This window comes from Cereibacter azotoformans (assembly GCF_021391315.1).
Taxonomy (GTDB): domain Bacteria; phylum Pseudomonadota; class Alphaproteobacteria; order Rhodobacterales; family Rhodobacteraceae; genus Cereibacter_A; species Cereibacter_A azotoformans.
In genome coordinates, this window is record NZ_CP090021.1 from 1411608 (window position 1) to 1433734 (window position 22127).

General features: G+C 69.2%; 18 protein-coding genes. 8 read left to right on the forward strand and 10 right to left on the reverse strand.

Annotated features, from left to right (window positions below; translation table 11 throughout):
• Positions 1-5: 5 nt before the first annotated feature.
• The gene (locus tag LV780_RS07090) at positions 6-1397 is read right to left on the reverse strand and encodes a circularly permuted type 2 ATP-grasp protein (RefSeq protein ID WP_180325194.1); all 1392 of its coding nucleotides are present in this window, start codon (positions 1395-1397) and stop codon (positions 6-8) included.
• Positions 1398-1595: 198 nt separating this feature from the next.
• Between LV780_RS07090 and LV780_RS07095 the strand changes: the two genes are divergently transcribed.
• From LV780_RS07095 to LV780_RS07110, 4 genes are all read left to right on the forward strand, one after another.
• Positions 1596-2678 carry a ligase-associated DNA damage response exonuclease gene (locus LV780_RS07095; protein WP_108220211.1) on the forward strand — a complete coding sequence of 361 codons (1083 nt, stop codon included), beginning with the start codon at positions 1596-1598 and terminating at the stop codon, positions 2676-2678.
• On the forward strand, positions 2675-4273 hold the full coding sequence (locus LV780_RS07100; protein ID WP_108220212.1) for an ATP-dependent DNA ligase: 1599 nt from the start codon (positions 2675-2677) through the stop codon (positions 4271-4273). The genes LV780_RS07095 and LV780_RS07100 overlap by 4 nt, the downstream gene beginning before the upstream one ends.
• A gap of 122 nt (positions 4274-4395) precedes the next feature.
• A complete protein-coding gene (locus LV780_RS07105) occupies positions 4396-6216 on the forward strand; it encodes a M3 family oligoendopeptidase (RefSeq protein WP_108220213.1) in 1821 nt (606 codons plus the stop codon).
• Between the two features lie 72 nt (positions 6217-6288).
• Positions 6289-7104, forward strand: a complete 816-nt coding sequence (locus LV780_RS07110; protein WP_044248059.1) for a class I SAM-dependent methyltransferase — start codon at positions 6289-6291, stop codon at positions 7102-7104.
• Positions 7105-7225: 121 nt separating this feature from the next.
• Here the strand turns inward: LV780_RS07110 and rpoH are convergent, their stop codons facing one another.
• Positions 7226-8122: an RNA polymerase sigma factor RpoH gene (gene rpoH, locus LV780_RS07115; protein ID WP_011908594.1), complete on the reverse strand. Its 897-nt coding sequence runs from the start codon at positions 8120-8122 to the stop codon at positions 7226-7228.
• A 163-nt stretch (positions 8123-8285) separates the two neighbouring features.
• On the reverse strand, positions 8286-9335 hold the full coding sequence (locus tag LV780_RS07120) for an RluA family pseudouridine synthase (RefSeq protein ID WP_117344965.1): 1050 nt from the start codon (positions 9333-9335) through the stop codon (positions 8286-8288).
• Between LV780_RS07120 and LV780_RS07125 the strand changes: the two genes are divergently transcribed.
• The gene (locus LV780_RS07125) at positions 9334-9654 is read left to right on the forward strand and encodes a DUF6476 family protein (RefSeq protein WP_011908596.1); all 321 of its coding nucleotides are present in this window, start codon (positions 9334-9336) and stop codon (positions 9652-9654) included. The two genes, LV780_RS07120 and LV780_RS07125, sit on opposite strands and share 2 nt — an antisense overlap.
• Positions 9655-9705: 51 nt before the next feature.
• Positions 9706-11439 (forward strand): ATP-binding protein, encoded by a 1734-nt coding sequence (locus tag LV780_RS07130; RefSeq protein WP_108220215.1) that lies wholly within the window; start codon positions 9706-9708, stop codon positions 11437-11439.
• A gap of 24 nt (positions 11440-11463) precedes the next feature.
• Here the strand turns inward: LV780_RS07130 and LV780_RS07135 are convergent, their stop codons facing one another.
• Positions 11464-11904 (reverse strand): hypothetical protein, encoded by a 441-nt coding sequence (locus LV780_RS07135; protein WP_117344966.1) that lies wholly within the window; start codon positions 11902-11904, stop codon positions 11464-11466.
• A gap of 87 nt (positions 11905-11991) precedes the next feature.
• Between LV780_RS07135 and moaA the strand changes: the two genes are divergently transcribed.
• Complete coding sequence (gene moaA, locus LV780_RS07140; protein ID WP_117344967.1) at positions 11992-13011, forward strand: GTP 3',8-cyclase MoaA; 1020 nt, start codon at positions 11992-11994, stop codon at positions 13009-13011.
• 3 nt (positions 13012-13014) lie between these two features.
• On the opposite strand, the gene LV780_RS07145 is transcribed toward moaA, so the two are convergent.
• The 6 genes from LV780_RS07145 to LV780_RS07170 form a co-directional block, all read right to left on the reverse strand.
• Entirely contained in the window at positions 13015-14358 is a 1344-nt protein-coding gene (locus LV780_RS07145) for an NAD(P)/FAD-dependent oxidoreductase (RefSeq protein WP_108220216.1), read from the reverse strand.
• Entirely contained in the window at positions 14358-15521 is a 1164-nt protein-coding gene (argE, locus tag LV780_RS07150; RefSeq protein ID WP_101341560.1) for an acetylornithine deacetylase, read from the reverse strand. Before argE ends, LV780_RS07145 begins: the two co-directional genes overlap by 1 nt.
• A 164-nt stretch (positions 15522-15685) precedes the next feature.
• Positions 15686-16969, reverse strand: coding sequence for a DUF3422 family protein (locus tag LV780_RS07155; protein ID WP_101341559.1), 1284 nt, complete (start codon positions 16967-16969; stop codon positions 15686-15688).
• Between the two features lie 189 nt (positions 16970-17158).
• Positions 17159-18607: an NAD(P)(+) transhydrogenase (Re/Si-specific) subunit beta gene (locus LV780_RS07160; protein WP_108220217.1), complete on the reverse strand. Its 1449-nt coding sequence runs from the start codon at positions 18605-18607 to the stop codon at positions 17159-17161.
• 10 nt (positions 18608-18617) lie between these two features.
• Positions 18618-20189 carry a Re/Si-specific NAD(P)(+) transhydrogenase subunit alpha gene (locus LV780_RS07165; RefSeq protein WP_011908604.1) on the reverse strand — a complete coding sequence of 524 codons (1572 nt, stop codon included), beginning with the start codon at positions 20187-20189 and terminating at the stop codon, positions 18618-18620.
• A gap of 136 nt (positions 20190-20325) precedes the next feature.
• The gene (locus LV780_RS07170; RefSeq protein WP_108220218.1) at positions 20326-20769 is read right to left on the reverse strand and encodes a methyltransferase family protein; all 444 of its coding nucleotides are present in this window, start codon (positions 20767-20769) and stop codon (positions 20326-20328) included.
• A gap of 118 nt (positions 20770-20887) precedes the next feature.
• On the opposite strand from LV780_RS07170, the gene kynU reads away from it, so the two are divergent.
• The gene (kynU, locus tag LV780_RS07175) at positions 20888-22078 is read left to right on the forward strand and encodes a kynureninase (protein ID WP_101341556.1); all 1191 of its coding nucleotides are present in this window, start codon (positions 20888-20890) and stop codon (positions 22076-22078) included.
• Positions 22079-22127: the final 49 nt, after the last annotated feature.

A 22127-nucleotide genomic window follows, 5' to 3' on the forward strand; every position in this document is an offset into this window, starting at 1 on the left:
CGCGATCACTCCGCCAGAACCCATGTATCCTTGACCCCGCCCCCCTGCGACGAGTTCACCACCAGCGACCCTTCGGTCAGCGCGACGCGCGTCAGCCCGCCCGGCACCAGCTCGATCCGCTCGCCCACGAGGCAGTAGGGGCGCAGGTCCACATGGCGCGGCGCGATCCCCTCGTTGACGAAGGTGGGCGTGGTCGAAAGCGCCAGCGTCGGCTGCGCGATGTAATTGTCGGGGTCAGCCTCGATCCGCGCGCGGAAGGCCTCGATCTGCTCGCGGGTGGACTTCGGCCCCACCAGCATCCCATAGCCGCCCGAGCCGTGGACCTCCTTCACCACCAGTTCGGGCAGATGGGCGAGGACATGGGAAAGGTCCGCCTCCTTGCCGCATTGCCAGGTCGGCACGTTGTTCAGAAGCGGCTCCTCGCCCAGATAGAAGCGGATCATCTCGGGCACGAAGGTATAGACCGCCTTGTCGTCGGCCACCCCCGCCCCCGGCGCCGAGCAGATCGTCACCCCGCCCGAGCGATAGACATCCATCAGCCCCGGCACGCCCAGCATCGAGTCGGGGCGGAAGCAGAGCGGGTCGACATACGCATCGTCGATCCGGCGGTAGATCACATCCACCCGCTTGGGGCCTTCGGTCGTGCGCATGTAGAGGAACTCACCCTCGACGAAGAGATCGGCCCCTTCCACCAGTTCCACCCCCATGAGGTCGGCGAGGAAGGAATGTTCATAATAGGCGGCGTTGAAATGGCCGGGCGTCAGCAGCACCACCGTGGGCTCGCGCTCGCACTTGAGGGGCGCGACCGAGGCCAGCGTCCGGCGGAGCTTCTCGGGGTAGCTGTCCACCGGCTCGATCCGGTTCTCGCGGAACAGTTCGGGGAACATCCGCATCATGATCTCGCGGTTCTCGAGCATGTAGGAAACGCCCGAGGGCGTGCGGCAGTTGTCCTCCAGCACGAAGAACTCGTCGGGCCCGGTCCGCACGAGGTCGATGCCCACCACATGCGAATAGACCCCCTTGGGTGGGGTGAAGCCCACCACCGACTTCTCGTAGGCCGCGTTGCGGTGGACGAGCCGGCCGGGGATGCGGCCTGCGCGCACGATCTCACCCCGCCCATAGACATCCGCGAGAAAGGCGTTGAGCGCGCGGGCCCGCTGCTTGATCCCCCGTTCGAGCCGCGCCCACTCGCGCGCGGTGAAGACGCGGGGGAACATGTCGAACGGGATCAGCCGGTCGGGGTCGCCGCCCTCGCCATAGACCGCGAAGGTGATGCCGATGCGGCGGAAGAGAGCCTCGGCCTCGGCCTGCTTCATCTCGCGCAGCTCGGCCGGCATGGCGCGCGTCCAGTCCTCGAGCTGGCGGTAGGGCGGCCGCACCCGGCCCTTTTCGTACATTTCGTTGAAACAGGTGGTCACCGCCACGTCCCCTCGCCTCCCGACCGTTCTTGCGCCGTCCTGCCTCGAGTTTAATCAGCGGGATTCGGCACCGGGAAGAGGGCACCGCGCGCGCGCGCCCGTCGCCGCGACAAGCGCCCAAAAATTACGCAATCTGTCCCGCTGGCGGGCGCACCGTGGCGCGCTATCCTCAGGCCCATGCCGCGCCAGCCCCTCCTGACCTTCACCGACCGCGGGATCTGCTGCCCCGAGGGCGACTTTCACATCGACCCCTGGCGCCCGGTGCCACGGGCGCTGATCACGCATGGCCATTCCGACCACGCCCGTCCGGGCCACGGCGCCTATCTGGCGACCGAGGGGTCCGCCCCGGTGATCCGCTACCGGCTGGGTGACATCCGGCTCGGAACGATCGCCTATGGCGAGCGTCGGCGGATCGGCGGGGTGACCGTCTCATTCCATCCCGCGGGCCATGTGCCGGGGTCGGCCCAGATCCGGGTCGAGCGGGCGGGCGAGGTCTGGGTGGTGTCGGGCGACTACAAGGTGGCGGGCGACGGTCTGTCGGAGCCGTTCGAGCCGGTCGCCTGCCACTGCTTCATCTCGGAATGCACCTTCGGGTTGCCGGTCTTCCGCTGGAAGCCTCAGGCCGAGCTTGCGGCGGACCTCAACCGCTGGTGGGCCGCCAATGCGGCCGAGGGGCGCGTCTCGATCGTGGGCGCCTATGCGCTCGGCAAGGCGCAGCGGCTGATGGCCTCGGCCGATCCCTCGATCGGGCCGATCCTCACCCATGGCGCGGTCGAGGCCACCACGGCCGTCCTGCGGGCGCAGGGGCTGGCGCTGCCCGCCACCACCCACGTCACCCCCGGCATCGACGGCAAGACCCATCCGGGGGCGCTGGTGATCGCTCCGCCCTCGGCGCTCGGGACGGCGTGGGCCCACCGCATCGGCCCCGCGGCCGAAGCCTTCGCCTCGGGCTGGATGGCGCTCAGGGGCGTGCGCCGACGCCGGGGCCTCGCGCAGGGCTTCGTCATGTCCGATCACGCCGACTGGGAGGGCCTCAACACCGCGATCCGCGCCACCGGGGCCGAGCGGATCTTCGTGACCCACGGCTACACCGCGATCTTCCGGCGCTGGCTCGAGGATCAGGGATACGAGGCCGGAATCGTCGCCACCGAATACGAGGGCGAAAGCCTTGATGCCGCCGAGGCCGAACCGGGCCCGCTGATCGAGGCGGGTGGAGAGGAAGAGGCAGGGGCCGTGCAGGGCGGGGATGCGCCCGGATGAAGCGCTTCGCAACCCTGTTCGACCTGCTCGACCGCACCACACGCACCTCCGGCAAGGTGGCGGCTCTGGCCGACTATTTCCGCGACGCACCCGAGGAGGACCGGGTCTGGACGATCGCGCTTCTTTCGGGCCGCCGGCCGAAGCGCGCCGTGAACGCGACCGAACTGCGCAGCTGGGCCGCCGAGGCCGCGGGCCTGCCCGTCTGGCTGGCCGAGGAGGTGCATCCGATCGTGGGCGACCTCGCCGAGACCATCTCGCTCATCCTGCCGGAACCCACGCGGGCCAGCGACCGGACGCTCGACGACTGGATGCGGATGCTGATCGCGCTCACCGGCCGCCCCGCCGAGGATCGGCGTGCGGCGATCCTCGACGCCTGGGACCGGCTGACTACGCCCGAGCGGTTTCTCTTCAACAAGCTCATCACCGGCGGCTTCCGCATGGGCGTGAGCCAGGGGCTGATGACGCGCGCCCTTGCGCAGGCCACGGGCGTTGACGAGGCGGTGCTGGCGCATCGTCTGATGGGCGACTGGAACCCCGCGCGGATCCGGTTCGAGACGCTGATCGGCGCGCATGACCCCGAGGCGGATGCCTCGAAACCCTACCCGTTCGCCCTTGCTTCGCCGGTCGAGGATGTGGCGGCGCTGGGGCCGCCCTCCGACTGGCTTGCGGAATGGAAATGGGACGGCATCCGCGGCCAGCTCGTGAATCGCGCGGGCGCCTTCGCGCTCTGGTCGCGCGGCGAAGAGCTGGTCACGGACCGTTTTCCCGACCTCACCCCCCTGCGCGACTTCCTGCCCCCCGGCCTCGTGATCGACGCCGAGGTGCTGGCCTGGGGCGGCGAGGCTCCCCTGCCCTTTGCCGCGCTCCAGAAGCGGATCGGCCGGCTCACGGTCCCGAAGAAGCTCCTCGCCGAGGCGCCCGCGCATCTTCTGGCCTACGACCTGCTGGAAGAGAACGGCGAGGATATGCGCGCCGCCCCGCTCGCGCACCGGCGCGCGCGGCTCGAGGCGGTTCTGGCCGCCCTCCCGCCGGGCCTGCCCATCGCCCCCTCGCCGCTGGTGTCCTTCGATGACTGGGAGACGCTGGGCCAGATCCGCGCCACCGCCCGCGCCAGGATCGCCGAGGGGCTGATGCTGAAGCGGGCCTCCTCGCCCTATTTCGTCGGCCGCAAGCGCGGCGACTGGTGGAAATGGAAGCTCGACCCCTACACGGTCGATGCGGTGATGCTCTATGCCCAGCAAGGGGCCGGGCGGCGGGCGACTCTCTTTACCGACTTCACCTTCGGGGTGCGCGATGGCGACGATCTGGTGCCCTTCACCAAGGCCTATTCGGGCCTGACCGACGCCGAGTTCCGGCAGATCACCGACTGGGTGCGCAAGAATACGCTGGAGCGGTTCGGCCCCGTGCGCCGCGTGCCGCCCGAGCTTGTGTTCGAACTGGCCTTCGAGGGCATCCAGGCCAGCCCCCGCCACAAGTCGGGCATTGCCTTGCGCTTTCCGCGCATGGTGCGCTGGCGGAAGGACAAGCCCGCGGCCGAGATCGACACGCTGGAGAGCCTGCGCGCGCTCCTCGCCACCACCGGCGCCACGCCATGAGGTCCGGCTCTGGCCGGCCGTCGCGCGCGGGCACCCTGCCCGACCGCCCGTCTCGTGCGCTTCGGGTTGAACTTCCGCCCGCGCCACGCCACCTTCCCAGTCAAAGAACGTAAGGAGTTCCCATGACGCTGCCCCTGCCTCGCCCGGTCCATGACGCCAACGCCAGCGCCGGGGGCCTTGGGAACCTGCCCGAATGGGATCTGCGCGACCTCTATCCCGCGCCCGACGCGGCCGAGTTCGGCCGGGACATGGCCTGGCTCAAGTCCGCCTGCGCCGACTTCGCCGCCACCTACGAAGGCAAGCTGGCAAGCCTCGACGCGGCGGGCCTGCTGGCCTGCGTCGAGACCTACGAGAAGATCGACATCACCGCCGGGCGGCTGATGTCCTACGCCGGGCTGCGCTACTACCAGAACACGATGGACAGCGAGCGCGCCAAGTTCATGGCCGACGCGCAGGACAAGGTGACGGACTACACCACCGCGCTCGTCTTCTTCAGCCTCGAGTTCAACCGGCTCGACGACGCTCACCTCGAGTCGCGGCTGGCGGAAAGCCCCGCCCTTGCCCGCTACCGGCCCGTCTTCGACCGGATGCGCGCCATGCGCCCGCACCAGCTGTCGGACGAGCTGGAACGGTTCCTCCACGACCAGTCCACCGTGGGCGCCGCCGCGTGGAACCGGCTCTTCGACGAGACGATGGCGGGGCTCACCTTCACGATCGAGGGCGAGGAGCTGAACCTCGAATCCACCCTCAACCTGCTGACCGACCCCGAGCGGTCGCGCCGCGAGGCCGCCGCCCGCGCGCTGGCCGATGTCTTTGGCGGCCACATCAAGCTCTTTGCCCGCGTGCACAACACGCTGGCCAAGGAAAAGGAGATCCACGACCGCTGGCGCAAGATGCCCACCCCGCAATCTGGCCGGCACCTCGCCAACCATGTCGAGCCCGAGGTGGTCGAGGCGCTGCGCAACGCCGTGGTCGCGGCCTACCCCAAGCTCTCGCACCGCTATTACCGGCTGAAGGCGAAATGGATGGGGCTCGACAAGCTGCAGGTCTGGGACCGCAACGCCCCGCTGCCGATCGAGACCCCGCGCCTCGTGGACTGGACAGAGGCGCAGGCCACGGTGCTCGAGGCCTATTCGGCCTTCGATCCGAGGATGGCCGAGATCGCGCAGCCCTTCTTCGACAAGGGCTGGATCGACGCGGGCGTGAAGCCCGGCAAGGCCCCCGGCGCCTTTGCCCACCCGACCGTGACCACCGTCCATCCCTACGTGATGCTGAACTATCTCGGCAAGCCGCGCGACGTGATGACGCTGGCGCATGAGCTGGGCCACGGCGTCCATCAGGTGCTGGCGGCGGGACAGGGAGAGCTGCTCTCCTCCACGCCCCTCACCCTCGCCGAAACGGCCAGCGTCTTCGGCGAGATGCTGACCTTCCGCAAGCTCCTCGATGCCGCCAAGACCCCGGCCGAGCGCAAGACGCTGCTGGCCGGCAAGGTCGAGGACATGATCAACACGGTCGTGCGCCAGATCGCCTTCTATGACTTCGAATGCAAGCTGCACGAGGCGCGCCGGCAGGGCGAGCTGACGCCCGAGGACATCAACGCCCTCTGGATGAGCGTGCAGGCCCAAAGCCTCGGCGATGCGTTCGAGTTCATGGAGGGCTACGAGACCTTCTGGTCCTACATCCCCCATTTCGTCCATTCGCCCTTCTACGTCTATGCCTATGCCTTTGGCGACGGTCTGGTGAATGCGCTCTATGCCGTCTATGCCGAGGGGGGCGAAGGCTTCGAGGACAAGTATTTCGAGATGCTCGCGGCGGGCGGCTCCAAGCACCACAAGGAGCTTCTGGCGCCCTTCGGCCTCGATGCGAGCGACCCGACCTTCTGGGACAAGGGCCTGAGCATGATCGCAGGCTTCATCGACGAGCTGGAAGCCATGGACGGTTGACGTCCCGATCGCTCGTTTTACCATCCCGTGCGGGGGTTTGCCCCCTGCACATCTTTCGTTTCGGAGTTTTTGATGGGTCATTCCGCCATGCCAGACAAGCAGCGCGACGTCCTCAAGCCCAACGGACCGGCGAGCGGCCCGGTAGGCGGCGCTCTGGAGAAGGGGGCGGCCCTTGCCTCCGAACTCTGGCTGCGGATCCGGACCCGCGCCCTCTCGGCCATCTCGCCCGCGGCCGAGGCGCAGCTTTACGAGGTGCACAAGGAGTGGCTGGGCGACCTTTCGGGCAAGAAGGTGCTGGAGGTGGGCGGGGGCTCGCCCCTGACGCCGTGGCTGGCCGAGACGGCGCGCACCTATCACGCGGTCTCGGACGACCCGGCGCGGATCGAGGCGCTGCAGGCCCAGCTCGGCGAGCGCAGGAACGCGCGGCTGATCGACGCGGACGTGATGTCCGGCGCCTTCCGCGACACGGGCTATGACGTGATCTACCTCCATTCGGTCCTGCACCGGCTGGAGGATCGCGGGCCCCTCCTCGACCGGCTGCTGAAGAAGCTCGCCATCGAGGGCCGGATGGTGACGACCGATCCGGCCGACGGCGGCGGGGTGACGCGGCTCCTGCGCTCGATCGACCGTCCGTTCCGGACCGACACGTCCCCGGACCATCCGGTGACCGAGGATCTCAAGCGCGAACTGGCCGAGCGGTTCTACCTCATCAACTGCGTGGCGCCCTTCCGCATGGGCAAGGCGGCGCTGGTGATGGGCGTTCTGCATCCCGAGACCGGGCGCAAGCTCTCGGAGCGGCTGATCGCTTCGGATCTCAAGGACCGGGCGGCCTTCAACCGGCTGAACTCGAGCCTGCAGGTGAGCTTCCTGCTCGGCGCGCCGGACTGACACTCCGCCGGCTGGCGTGGCCCGCGTGCCGCGGCGCGCGCTCCGGCCGGGACCATGACGGCGCCGAAACAGAAACGGCCGGGATCTCTCCCGGCCATTTTTGTTCTGCGCCTGTCTCCGTTCAGGCGGGGATCGTCATGCCCTTGCCGCGGGCAAGCTCCCGCATCCTGGCCTGCAGCTTTTCAAAGGCGCGCACCTCGATCTGACGGATACGCTCGCGGCTGACGCCATAGCCGTCCGACAGCTCCTCGAGCGTGACCGGATCATCCGTCAGGCGGCGCTGCACGAGAATGTCCTTCTCGCGGTCGTTGAGTACCGACATCGCCTGCGCCAGCAGTTCGCGCCGGATCTCCAGCTCGTCGCGCTCGGCGTAATCGGACGCCTGGTCGCTGTCCTCATCCTCGAGCCAGTCCTGCCACTGCGTGGCTCCGTCACCGTCCGAGCCGATGGTCGCGTTGAGCGAGGCATCCGAGGCGGACAGGCGGCGGTTCATGTCGATGACCTCGGCCTCGGTCACGCTGAGATCCTTGGCGATCTGGGCCACGTTCTCGGGCCGCAGGTCGCCTTCCTCCAGCGCGCCGAGCTTCGCCTTGGCCTTGCGCAGGTTGAAGAACAGCTTCTTCTGCGCCGAGGTCGTGCCGAGCTTCACGAGGCTCCAGGACCGCAGGATGTACTCCTGGATCGAGGCGCGAATCCACCACATCGCGTAGGTCGCAAGGCGAAAGCCCTTTTCGGGGTCGAACCGCTTGACCGCCTGCATGAGGCCCACGTTCGCCTCCGAGATCACCTCGGCCTGCGGCAGCCCGTAGCCGCGGTAGCCCATCGCGATCTTGGCCGCGAGACGCAGGTGCGAGGTGACGAGCCTGTGCGCGGCGCGGTTGTCCTGATGATCGACCCAGCGCTTGGCCAGCATATATTCCTCTTCCGGCTCCAGCAGGGGAAACTTGCGGATCTCCTGCATGTAGCGGTTGAGGCCCTGTTCAGGACTCGGAGCGGGAAGACTGGTGTAGCTGCTCATTCAAATGACCCCCTCTGGCGCCGCCCGGCCAGCCGGGAGGTGCACGTTCCGTTCCATCCCGGCAGCACCGATTGCGCTACCACAGACGTTTTAACGAGAGATGTTCAAGGAACCGTCGCCGCACCAGCTTTGTTGCCGAAAATCACGCGAATGTAATCCCGCGTTACCCTTGCATCCGCGGAAACAGTGCCAAAAGCGCCGCCATGTCGGCGGGCAACGGGCTCTCGAAGGACAGATCCTCTCCGGTCACGGGATGGCAGAAGCCCAGCGTCGCGGCATGGAGCGCCTGCCGCGGAAAGGCCTCTGCCGCCTGCGCCGCCTCGGCGCCCACGGCCTTGGCTGACAGCTTCCGGCGCCCGCCGTAGGTCTGGTCGCCGATCAGCCCGTGCCCCACGTGGGACATGTGAACCCGGATCTGGTGAGTGCGCCCCGTCTCGAGCCGGCATTCCAACAGCGCCGCCGCGGGCGGAGTGCCGAACCGCTCGAGCAGGCGCGCCCGTGTGATGGCGTGGCGCCCGCCCTCGAAGGTCACCGCCTGCCGTTGCCGGTCGGTCCGGTGGCGCGCGATGCCGGTCGCGATGCGCAGCACGCCGCCCGGCTCGAAACTGACGCCCCGGATGCCGCGCAGCCGCGGATCCGACGGCTCGGGCACGCCATGAACCAGAGCAAGATAGCGGCGCTCGACCGTGTGGGCCTCGAACTGGGCGGCAAGACCCTGATGGGCGCGGTCGGTCTTGGCCACCACCAGAAGCCCCGACGTGTCCTTGTCGATCCGGTGGACGATCCCCGGCCGCTTCTCGCCCCCGATCCCCGAGAGGCTCGCCCCGCAATGATGGAGGAGCGCGTTGACCAGCGTCCCCGTCCACTGTCCGGGGGCCGGATGGACCACCATCCCCACCGGCTTGTCGATGACGACGAGATCGGCATCCTCCCACACCACCGAGAGCGGGATCGCCTCGGGCAGAGCCTCGACCTCGGCCGCCGCGCCCGTCACGATCTCATAGACCTGCCCCTCGAGGACCCTGGCCTTCGGATCGGTCACGGGCACGCCCTTGAGCCGCACCGCCCCTTCGGCGATCAGCTTCATCAGCCGCGAGCGCGACAGTGCCGCCTCCTCTGGCGCCTCGCGCGCCAGCGCCTTATCAAGGCGTTCGGGAGGATCCTCTCCGATCGTGATGCTCAGTGTGCCCCCGTGGGGCGGAAGGATGGCCATGCAGCAGGCTCCGGAACCGGAAGGGCGACTTCCGCCCAGCCTCGGGTTTCTCAAATGGCTCGTCATCATCCTGACACTCACCATGATCGGAGGCGTCATAACGGTCGTGACGGTGATTGTCACCCGGATGCCGACAAGCCTGACGCCGACGCCCCTCACCCTGCCCGAAGAGCTGACACTGCCCGAGGGCACACGGGCCGAAGCCTTCACCCGTGGCCGCGACTGGCTGGGGGTGGTGACGGAGGACGGCCGCCTCCTGATCTTCGAGACCGACGGCCGCCTGCGGCAGGAAGTGCGGCTCGTCCCCGCTGCGCCCTGACGCCCCGGCGGGGGCCAGCGGCCCCGGCCCTCACCCATGCCGGAGTGCCCCATGCGCCTGCACTGGACGCGAACCCTTCCGACGATCGAGCTGGAACAGGAGATTGCCCGCCAGGCCTCGATCCTGCGGCGCGAGGCTCCGGTGCGCTTCCCGGCCATAGCCCTCGCCCTCGCGGTGTCGCTGCTCTTTCTGCCGGAGTGGATCGTCGGGAGCTGCGCGCTGGCCACGGTGCTGGGAGAGCTGATCCTCAATCGGATCGACGCCCGGCCGGACCGGATCACGGACGGCTGGCGGCACCCGATCTACATCGTCTCGGCCTTCCTGCTGCAGATGGCCTTTGCCATGCCGGCCGCTCTGCTCTGGCATGTCGAGGACCAGTTCGTGAAGGCCTATGCCGTCGGGCTCATGGTCTGCACGATGCTGCATATCGCGACCGTGCGTTCCATCCACCTGCCCATGGGCCTTGCAGGAGCAGCCGCCATTTCCCTCGTCACGCTGGTCTCGAACACGCTCTACTGGCTGCCGAAGAACGACCTGCCCGCGCTTGCGCTGACGACGCTCTGCGCACTGGTCGCGCTGGGATATTCGTTCGGCGCGATCCTCGCTGCAAACCGGCTGCACCGGGAAACGGCGGCGGGCCGGGCCGAGGCCATCGCGGCCAATGCCACGAAGGACCGGTTTCTCGCCCAGATGAGCCACGAGCTGCGCACCCCGCTGAACGCCATCCTCGGAATCGGCCATGCCGAGCTGCGGCGCGCGATGGACCCGGTGACGCGCGAGCGGCTGGGCGTGCTGATCCGCTCGGCCGAGGGGCTCTCGACGATCCTTGACGATATCCTCGACATGTCGGCCGCTCAGCAGGGCCGCATGCCGATCCGCCCGCGGACCGTCAACCCGCGCGAAGAGATCGTCACCAGCGTCGAGCTTTTCCGTCCGCTGATCGAGGAGGCCGGGCTGGCGCTGCAACTGGTGACGGGCGATCTGCCGACGCGGGCCCGGCTCGATCCCCAGCGGCTGCGGCAGTGCCTGTCGAACCTTCTGTCCAACGCGCTGAAACACACCCGCAGCGGCCGCATCCGCGTCGAGGCGCGGATGGAACTCTCCTCCTCGGTCTGGCCGATGCTGCGGGTCGAGGTCAGCGACACCGGCGACGGGATCCGACCCGACGAGGCCGAGACGATCTTCGAACCCTTCACCGCACCCCGCAGCCCCTCGCAGCCCTCGGCGCGCACGCCGGGCAACGGGCTGGGTCTGTCGATCAGCCGCGCGCTCGCCCGCCAGATGGGCGGCGACCTGCGGCTTCTGCCTCAGTCGGGCCAGGGCGCGCGCTTTGCCCTGACGCTCTCGATCCAGCCGGTGGAGGCGAGCGAGCCGATCCCGCCGCAGCCCACGGGCAGCCTTGCCGGTCGCTCGGTGCTGGTGGTGGATGACATCGCGACCAACCGGCTTGTGGCGGCCGCCTATCTGCAGCTGTTCGGCGTGCGCACGCTCGAGGCCACGAGCGGGCCCGAGGCTCTCGCGCTGCTGCAGCGCGAGACGGTCGATCTGGTCCTGCTTGACATGAACATGCCCGAGATGAACGGGCTCGAGACCTTCCGCCGCATCCGCGCCCTTCCCGGACCCAGTGCCAGCCTCCCGGTCGTGGCCATGACGGCCGATGCCGGCGACGAGCACCGCGCCGCCTATGTCGCGGCCGGCCTGACGGGGTATGTGGCCAAGCCCGTGACGCCGGACCGCATCTCGGCCGAGATCATCCGCGTGCTGGGCAGCCATCAGCGTCCCTGAACAGGGCTCCGCCGCGCCGTCGCATCAGCCGCCATAGACGGTGACCAGCGGCAGGTCGGTCAGCCCCAGCCCCAACGCCCGGAAGGCCGGCAGCGACAGCTGCGCCGCCCCGCTGCCCGGACGGAGCGTCACCGCCACCGAGCGGCCGCCTTCCAGCTCGACCCGACCCGGCTGCTCGGCCGCAACGAGCGCGCTGCGCAGCCAGAAGCCGGGCTCGGTCGGCGCGCCCAGACCCGCCGTCACCGTCCCGAGCGGCCGACCCGCCGCCGCGGGCGCCAGGGCCGCCCGGCGCTCGGCCTCGGTGGTGCGGTCGAGGCTTGCGGGCGCCACGCCCTGCCCCCCCAGTGCCCCGCCCCCCGCCGCCAGCCGCGCCATCGGCGAGGGCGCCGGAGATGCCGCCTCGCGCACGGGGTCGCAGGCAACCAGCAGAAGAAGGGCGGCAGAGGCGGGGACAAGGATGTTCATGCCTACGACGATAGTCTGGGGCGAAATGCCGTCAACCGTTCTGGCCGGCGCTTGTGGACAGGTCGTCGCAGCCCTACCTTCACAAACATGATTCCCGCGCCCACAAATCCGGCACTCGTCGATCCGTTCGCCCGACCGATCTCCTACCTCCGGGTTTCGGTGACCGACCGCTGCGATTTCCGCTGCACCTACTGCATGGCCGAGAACATGACCTTCCTGCCGAAGGCCGAGCTTCTCTCGCTGGAAGAGCTGGACCGGCTGTGTTCGACCTTCGTGCGGCTGGGCGTGGAAAAGCTGCGGATCACCGGCGGCGAGCCCCTCGTCCGGCGCGGCATCATGACCTTCTTCCGGGCCATGTCGCGCCATCTGGAGACCCGCTCCCTCAGGGAACTGACGCTCACCACGAACGGCTCGCAGCTCGCCCGTCACGCCGAGGAACTGGCGGCCTGCGGGGTCCGGCGGGTGAATGTGTCGCTCGACACGCTCGACCCCGAGAAGTTCGCCCGGATCACCCGCTGGGGCCGCCTGAACCAGGTTCTCGACGGGATCCGCGCGGCGCGGGCCGCGGGCCTGCGCGTCAAGATCAACGCCGTCGCTCTGCGCGGCTTCAACGAGGACGAGCTGTTCCGGCTGGTCGAATGGTGCGGCGGCGAGGGCCACGACCTGACCTTCATCGAGGTCATGCCGATGGGCGAGATGGGCGAGGACACCCGCCTGCACCAGTACTGGTCGCTGAACGACCTGCGCGCGACCCTCGCCGAACGCTACAGCCTGATCGAACTGTCGGACCGCACCGGCGGCCCCGCCCGCTACATCCGCCTTGCCCAGACCGGGCAGAGGCTGGGCTTCATCACGCCCCTCACCCACAATTTCTGCGAAAGCTGCAACCGCGTGCGGCTGACCTGCACGGGCGAGCTGTTCATGTGCCTCGGGCAGGAAGACCGCGCCGACCTGCGCCAGCCGCTCCGACGGTCACCGGACGATGCGGCGCTCGAAGAGGCGATCCGGGCCGCCATCGCGCGCAAGCCGCGCGGCCATGACTTCGACTATTCGCGCCGCACCGTCTCGGGCCAGATGTCCCGCCACATGAGCCACACCGGCGGCTGACCCTCAGAGCGAGGGGCCCAGCACGATCTCGGAACCGTCCGAAAAGCGCGACAGGCGGAAGCGCGTGAGATCATGCCCGACCTCGCGGCCGCAGACGAGATCGGCCACGACGCGGCCCACACCCGGTCCGATCCCGAATCCGTGCCCGCTCATGCCCGTGGCGATCGTCAGGCCCGGCAGCCTCGGCGCCCGGTCGATCACCGGCACCACATCGGGCATCGTGTCGATCATCCCGGCCCAGGTGGCGCGGATGCGGGGCCGCCCGACGCCCGGAAAGGCCCGGCCGAAAGCCGCCGCCGCCCGTGACAGGGTGGCCAGGTTCGGCGACGGGTTCAGCACGCGGATCGCCTCGAAGGGCGTGGGCGCGCCCTTCGACCAGGTGCGCGGCGTGTTCCAGGCATCGGGATAGTTGCGCGGCGCAAGCCAGCGGTAGTGCGTGTTCAGGAAATCCTTCTTCACCGCCTTGCGATACTTGAAGAAGTGGCGGAACGCGTCGGGACCGATGAAGAAATCATGTTCCGAGCCACCGGCGATCGTATAGCCGCCGTCCTCGCGGCGCCGAAAGGCGAACTCGTCGTCGGCCGCGGCGCCCGGATGCACCTCCGGCAGCGGATCGGTCTGCGCCACCGAGGCCAGCACCGACAGCTGGGGCAGATCCACCCCATGCGCCCGCGCAAAGATCGAGGACCAGGCCCCGCCCGCCAGCACCACCTCCGGCGCCCGGATGCGCCCGCGCTCGGTGGCAACCCCCACCACGCGCCCCGCCTCGAGGTCGATCGCCCGCACCGCGCAGTCCTCGATGATCGTGACACCCCGCTCCACCGCACCGGCCGCCAGCGCCGGCACCGCCGCCCAGGGCTCCGCCTGCGCGTCCGAGGCGGTGAAGAGCGCCCCCTGCCAGAGGTCCGCCGCCCCCGGCAGCCGCTCGGCCAGCTCGCGCCGGCCCAGCATCCGGCTGTCGAGCCCTTGGTCGCGGGCATGGCACAGCCAGTCCTCGTAACGCGCCAGCGACTCCTCGCGATTGGCGAGATAGAGCACGCCGGTCTGGCGGAAGGAGAACGGGTTGCGCAGGCTCTGCGCCAGCCCCTGCCACAGCCGCAGGCTCTCGATCATGATCGGCAGTTCGGCCGGGTCGCGCCCCTGCTGGCGGATCCAGCCCCAGTTCCGGCTCGACTGCTCGCCCGCCACCCGGCCCTTCTCGCAGACCACCACGCGCAGCCCCCGCTCGGCGAGAAACCAGGCGGTCATCACGCCGATCACGCCACCGCCGATCACCACGACGTCGCACCTCTCCGGCAGCGGCCCGGCGAAGCGCGCAGGCAGCGCCATCGAGATCGGAAAATGCATCACCCTGCGCACTCCTCGACCAGACGCCGCATGAAGGACCAGCCGTCCTCGAACTGCGCCACCTCGAGATATTCGTCTGGCTGGTGCGCCTGGGCGATGTCGCCCGGCCCGCAGACCACCGCCGAATAGCCCGCGGCCTGGAACTGCCCCGCCTCGGTGCCGTAGCTGACAACCATCGAGCCGTTGTCGCCGGTCAGACGCCGCGCCAGCGCTTCGGCCTCGCCCCCCTCCTCCGGCCGGAGCGGCGGATAGCCGAAAAGCCGGCCAATGGAGATCGCGGCCTCGGGGTGGATCGCCTTCATCTCCGCCTCGACCGACCGCGCCTCCGCCTCGAAGGCCGCGGCCCAGTCCTCGACCGTCTCTCCCGGCACGGCGCGGAACCCCACGTCGAAGCGGCAGTCGCGCGCGGTGATGTTGCCCGCCGTTCCGCCCCGGATCGTGCCGACATGGACCGTCGTCCAGGGCGGATCGAAGAGCGCCGCCACCTCTGACGGCGGCCCCGCAGCCCCCTCCGCATTGCGCCGGTTGGCCCAGTCGATCAGCCGCGCCGCCGACATGATCGCATTGACGCCCCGGTGCATGATCGAGGAATGGACCTCGTGCCCCTGCACATGGCACAGAAGCCCGCCCCCGCCCTTGTGCCCCGTCACCACCCGCATCCGCGAGGGCTCGCCCACGATCACCGCGCGCCCCTTTGGCAGACAGCGCGCCATCTCCTCGATCATGGCCGGCGCGCCGAGACAGCCCACCTCCTCGTCGAACGACAGCGCAAGCTGCAGCGGCCGCTTCACACCCCGCTCCTGCGCCAGCGCCAGCGCGGCCAGGGCCAGCGCATCGAACCCCTTCATGTCGCAGGTGCCGCGCCCGTAGAGCCGGCCGTCCCGCTCGGTCAGCGTCCAGGGATCCGAACTCCAGTCCTGTCCCTCGACCGGCACCACGTCGCTGTGCCCCGAGAGCACGACCGCCCCCTCGACCTCGGGCCCCACATGGGCATAGAGCGCGGCCTTCGTGCGGTCCGCGTTCCAGACCCGATGGGCCGCAATCCCGCGCTCGTCGAGAAATTCCTCGACCCAGTCCACCAGCGCCAGGTTGCTGTCCCGGCTCACGGTGGGAAAGGCGACCAGGCGCTCGAGGATCTGGCGCGGCGTGAGCGGGCTGGGCATGGTCGTCTCCTGCTGAGACGGCGAGCGTGGCCCCGGCGGCAGCCAAGGTCAAGCCCCGCGCGGATGCCCCCGCCTGCGCCCCCCGCGCGTCGTTCACTCTGCCCAAATATCCCGCGGGGGTCCGGGGGCGCGAAGCCCCCGGGCCAGTGGCCGAGGGCAATCCGTCAATGCATCTTGCGCTGGATCCGCCGCAGCGTAAGCCAGACCGCCACCACCACGAGCGGCGTCAGCACCGCGGTCGCCACACCCTTGCTCACGCCCAGCGGCTCCGCCAGCGGAGCGACCGAATAGGCCAGCAGGCTCACCGCATAATAGCTGATCGCCACGACCGACAGGCCCTCGACGGTCCGCTGCAGCCGCAGTTGGAGGTCGGCGCGCTGGTCCATGCTTTCGAGCAGCTTCTGGTTCTGCGCCGAACGTTCGACATCCACCCGCGTGCGCAACAGCTCCGCCGCCCGTTGCGCCCGCTCGGCCATCGAACGCAACCGCGCCTCGGCCGATTTCACCGTTCGCATGGCCGGATCGTAGCGCCGGGCCATGAATTCGGCAAAGGTCTGCCGGCCGCTGATCCGCTCTTCGCGCAGCGCCAGGATCCGGTCGTGCACGATCGCCTCGTAGGCCGCGGTCGCGCCGAAGCGGAAGGTGAACTGCACCGCAAGGCTCTCCATCTCGGCGTTGATCTTCAGAAGCTCGTGCAGCGCCTCGTCCGGCGAATGCTCGATCTCGTCCAGCCCCGAGACGAGCGCCGACAGCTTGGGGTCGAGCGCATTCAGCCGCCCGTTCAGGGTCCGGGCCCGCATCAGCCCCAGCATCGACATGGCGCGGTAGGTCTCGATCTCGCAAAGGCGCGTCACGATCCGTCCGATCCGGCGCGGCCCGGTGCCGGGCCGGACGAAGACCGAAAAGCGCATGTGGCCCGCCGGATCGATTCGGAAATCCCCGGCCACCACCGCCGCGCCATCCACGATGCGCGAACAGGCGAGGCTGTCGGGCACGAACCACTCCTCGAACCGATCGATCGTGGCCTCTTCGTCGGAGGGCATCTCCTCGATGCGGATCAGGAGCGAGACAAGCCGCCGGCCGGGCGCCCGCTCGATCCAGTCCTCGGGAAAGATCTCGGCCTTGGCCGGATCGAAGGGACGCTCGTGCAGACCCGGCACGAAGGCCGTGTAGGTGACGAACTCCGTATGGCTCTCCCAGCGCAGTTCGGCCCGGCCGATCGGCGCCGAGAAATGCGTCGAATCCGGCGCGGGGTGGGCGGTGCCGTGGCGGTCGAGGATCTCGAACAGGTGCGCCCGGTCGCGGCCCCGATCGCGATTGGCCGCATCCAGCGGCTCCTTGAAGGCCATGAAGACGACATGGCAGGGTGCCTCGAGCGCCGGATAGGGCCGCGCGTGCAACTCGTTGGCGAGCGCGTAGCGCAGCGGATGATCGGCAATGGGGGACATGACGGGCTCCGGCTGGTCGGCGAAGGAGAAGCTAGGCGGGCAAGGCGCGTTCAGGAAGGGGCTGCCGTGTCACGGGTACGAAAGGGCGCCGCCGCCGCTCCGGCCAGCCTGTCCGCCGGGCGGGGGTTGCCCAAAAAAGCAGCGCGCCCCGCCAGAGCGGAGCGCGCGCGGACCTTTCGGCCGAAGGGGTCACTCGACCAGCGGCAGCAGTGCGTCGAGGCTCTTCTTGGCGTCGCCGTAGAACATCCGCGTGTTCTCCTTGTAGAACAGCGGGTTCTCGATGCCGGAATAGCCCGTGCCCTGCCCCCGTTTCGAGACGAACACCTGCTTGGCCTTCCAGACCTCCAGCACCGGCATCCCGGCGATGGGCGAGTTCGGATCTTCCTGCGCGGCCGGGTTCACGATGTCGTTCGAGCCGATGACGATGGCCACGTCGGTCGAGGGGAAGTCCTCGTTGATCTCGTCCATCTCGAGCACGATGTCGTAGGGAACCTTGGCCTCGGCCAAGAGCACGTTCATGTGCCCCGGCAGACGGCCCGCGACCGGATGGATCGCAAAGCGCACCGACTTGCCGCGCGCGCGCAGCTTGCGGGTCAGCTCCGAGACCGAACCCTGCGCCTGCGCCACCGCCATGCCATAGCCCGGCACGATGATCACGCTGTCGGCGTCGTTCAGCGCCGCCGCGACGCCATCGGCGTCGATGGCGATCATCTCGCCCGCGATCTCCTGCGCGGGGCCCGACGTGCCGCCGAAGCCGCCGAGGATCACCGAGATGAACGAGCGGTTCATCGCCTTGCACATGATGTAGGACAGGATCGCACCCGAGGAACCCACCAGCGCGCCGGTGACGATCAGCAGGTCATTGCCCAGCGTGAAGCCGATGGCGGCCGCGGCCCAGCCCGAGTAGCTGTTCAGCATCGACACGACCACCGGCATGTCGGCGCCGCCGATGCCCATGATCAGGTGCCAGCCGAGGAAGCCCGCGATCAGCGCCACCAGCAGCAGCGTCCAGGCCGCCGTGCCGGCCGGAGCGTTGAAATAGACCACCAGCAGCGCGATCGAGGCGACGATGGTCGCGGCGTTGATCACGTGTCCGCCCGGCAGCTTCGCCGGCTTGCCGTCGATCTTGCCGGCGAGCTTGCCGAAGGCCACGACCGAGCCGGTGAAGGTCACGGCCCCGATGAAGATGCCGAGGAAGACCTCGACCTTCAGGATCAGGATCTCGACGGGGGTCTTGTGGGCCAGAACCTCGGCAAAGCCCGCAAGAACCGCGGTGTCGGCGCCCGCCTGCTGCATGTTCACGACCGAAGCCAGTTCGAACTGGGCGTTCAGGCCGATGAAGACCGCGGCAAGGCCGACGAAGGAGTGGAGCGCCGCCACAAGCTGCGGCATCTCGGTCATCTCGACCTTCTTGGCCACATAGGCGCCGGCGACGGCGCCGGCGATCACCATGACACCGATCACGACGTAATGGCCCACGCCCGGCCCGAAGACGGTGGCGCCGACCGCCAGCGCCATGCCGACGATGCCGTACCAGACGGCGCGCTTCGCGCTCTCCTGCCCCGAGAGGCCGCCGAGCGAGAGGATGAAGAGGATGGCCGCGGCGATGTAGGCGGCGGATGTCAGTCCGATGCTCATCGGGGGCTCCTTACGACTTCTGGAACATGGCAAGCATCCGGCGCGTGACCAGGAAGCCGCCAACGATGTTGATGGTGGCGATCAGCACCGAGATGGCGGCCAGAATGACCACCAGCCAGTTGCTCGAGCCGATCTGCAACAGCGCGCCCAGGATCACGATGCCGGAAATGGCGTTGGTGACGGCCATCAGCGGCGTGTGCAGGCTGTGCGAGACGTTCCAGATCACCTGGAAGCCCACGAAGCAGGCCAGCGCGAAGACGATGAAATGCGCCATGAACGAGGGCGGCGCGTAGTTGCCCACGAAGAGCAGCAGCGCCGTGCCCACGGTCAGCATCGTGACCTGGCTGATGGTCTGCTTGCGGAAGGCCTTGTGCTCGGCCGCGCGCTTCTCTTCCGGCGTCAGCTCCTTCACCTTCTCCCGCGGCTTCGCGGCCGCGATCGCGGCCACCTTCGGCGGCGGCGGCGGGAAGGTGATCGCGCCGGCATGGGTGACGGTCGCGCCGCGGATGACGTCATCTTCCATGTTGTGGTCGATGACGCCGTCCTTCTTCGGCGTGAGGTCCGTCAGCATGTGGCGGATGTTGGTCGAATAAAGCGTCGAGGCCTGGGCCGCCATCCGGCTGGGGAAGTCCGTGTAGCCCACGATGGTCACGCCGTTGGGCGAGACGATCTTCTGGTCGGGCACCGTCAGGTCGCAGTTGCCGCCCCGCTCGGCCGCAAGGTCCACGATGACCGAGCCGCGCTTCATCGCCGAGACCATGTCCTCGGTCCAGAGCTTCGGCGCCGGGCGGCCCGGGATCAGGGCCGTCGTGATGACGATATCCACCTCGGGGGCCAGTTCGCGGAACTTGGCCAGCTGCTTCTCGCGGAACTCGGGGGACGAGGGGGCCGCGTAGCCGCCGGTTGCCGCGCCGTCCTGCGCCTCCTCGAATTCAAGGAAGACGAATTCCGCGCCCATCGATTCGATCTGCTCGGCCACTTCGGGGCGCACGTCGAAGGCATAGGTGATGGCGCCGAGGCTCACGGCCGTGCCGATCGCGGCCAGGCCCGCGACGCCCGCCCCCACCACCAGCACCTTGGCCGGGGGCACCTTGCCCGCCGCCGTCACCTGTCCGGTGAAGAAGCGGCCGAAGTTGTTGCCCGCCTCGATCACCGCGCGATAGCCCGAGATGTTGGCCATCGACGACAGCGCGTCCATCTTCTGCGCGCGGCTGATCCGCGGCACCATGTCCATCGCGACGACGGTGGCGCCCTTGTCCTTGCAGAGCTCGAGCAGCTCGGCGTTCTGGGCGGGCCAGAAGAACGAGATCAGCGTCTGGCCGCGGCGCAGCATCTCGGCCTCGGGCCGTTCCGGGCCCCGCACCTTGACGACGATGTCCGCCGCCTCGAAGAGCGCACGGGCCGAGGGCAGCACCTCGACACCGGCGGCGGCATAGGCTTCGTCGGAGAAGCCCGCCTTCATGCCCGCGCCAGTCTCGATCACGCAGTGATGCCCGAGCTTTTGCAGCTGGAGGGCCGAGTCCGGCGTCATCGCGACGCGGGCCTCACCCTCGAATGTTTCCCTGGGTGCTCCGATCTTCACCGATTATCCCCCTATTCGCGGCTCCGGCGGGCGTTCGCCGGCCCGCCTGTTTAACATTGCGCAAGAAAATTGCGCAAGGCGCTTGCCGCCTTGCAGCAAGTTGCAGTTTTTGTCCATCGGACCCGTTGCCGCTGCGTCACAGCCAGCGCCGTGTGCGGCCCGTCCAGGCCTCGTAATCCGGACCGAAGGCGGCGGCCAGACGCGCCTCCTCGGGTTCGATGAAGCGCCGCGTCAGGACCCACATGAAGACGGGCACGAGCGGCAGGCCGAGAGGTGCGTCGATCCAGAGCAGCACCGCAAGCAGGATCAGCACGTCGGCGAGATAGATCGGATTGCGGCTGAAGGAGAAGACACCGTCGGTCACGAGGGCGGACGGTGCGCTGTGCGGCATGACGGTCGTCCCGGCGCGCCGCATCCGCCGGGCGGCCAGCCCCGCGATCACGAGCGCCGCAATTCCCAGCCCCACCCCGGCCACGCGCCCCGGCAGGCCGAAGATCCCGAACGGCACCAGCCAGTCGAGCGTGAGCGCGGCGAGCACGCAGAGTAGAAGCCAGGCCGGCGGCAGGTCGAGGTGCTTCATGCGGTCTCCTTGGGGTCGCGCCCCTCATGCCACGGCCGGGCGGCCGCGCAAAGAGCAGAGGCGGCTTGCGAGCCTGCGCCTTTTGCCGCTACCTCGTCGCGCAATCATGGAGGGCGCGATGACCGATTTCGAGGCGACGCGGGCGATGTTCGACCTGCCCGAGGGCGTGATCTATCTCGACGGCAACTCGCTTGGCCCGCTGCCCCGCGCCGCGGCGGCGCGCGTGGCGGCCTGCGTCACCGAGGAATGGGGCGGGATGCTGGTGACGGGCTGGAACCGGGCCGGCTGGATGGAGATGCCGCGCCGGCTCGGCGACCGGATCGGCCGGCTGATCGGCGCCGAGCCCGGAACGGTGGTGCTGGGCGACACGCTCTCGATCAAGGTCTTCCAGGCGCTGGCCGCGGCCTGCGAGATGCGCCCGGGCCGGCGGGTGATCCTGTCGGACAGCGGCAACTTTCCCTCGGACCTCTACATGGCAGAGGGACTCTGCCGGATGCTCGGCGACCGCGAATTGCGGCTCGTCGCGCCCGAGGAGGTCGAGGGTGCGATTACCGACGAGGTGGCGGCCGTGATGGTGACCGAGGTGGACTATCGCACGGGGCGGCGGCACGACATGGCGGCGATCACCGCGAAGGCTCATGCGGCGGGCGCGCTCGCCATCTGGGATCTCGCCCATTCCGCGGGCGCGCTGCCGGTGCGGGTGGCCGAGGACGGCGCCGATTTTGCGGTGGGCTGCACCTACAAGTATCTGAATTCCGGCCCCGGCGGGCCGGCCTTCATCTATGTGGCGCCCCGTCACGGCGAACGGGCGGTGCCGGCGCTGTCGGGCTGGCTCGGCCACGCGGCGCCCTTTGCCTTCGACCTGGCCTACCGCCCCGGCCGCGGGGTCGAGCGGATGCGCGTGGGCACGCCGCCCGTGATCCAGATGGCGGCGCTCGACGCCGCGCTCGATGTCTGGGACGGCGTGGATCTCGCCCGCCTGCGCACCCGCTCGCTGGAGCTGACGGACCTCTTCATCGCCGAAGTCGAGACGCGCTGCCCCGAACTTGCACTCGCCACCCCACGCGATCATGCGCGCCGCGGCTCGCAGGTCAGCTTCCGCCACCCCGAGGGCTATCCGATCATGCAGGCGCTGATCGCCCGCGGCGTGATCGGCGATTTTCGCGCGCCCGACATCCTGCGCTTCGGCTTCACCCCGCTCTACATCGGGCCGGCCGAGGTGGTGCGCGCCGCCGCGATCCTGTCGGAGGTGATGGAGGGGCGGCTCTGGGACCGCGAGGACTATCGGCAGAGGGCGGCCGTCACCTGAACCCGGCAGGACGGTGCGGAGGTGCCGGCGCCGGGGGCATCGAACCCCC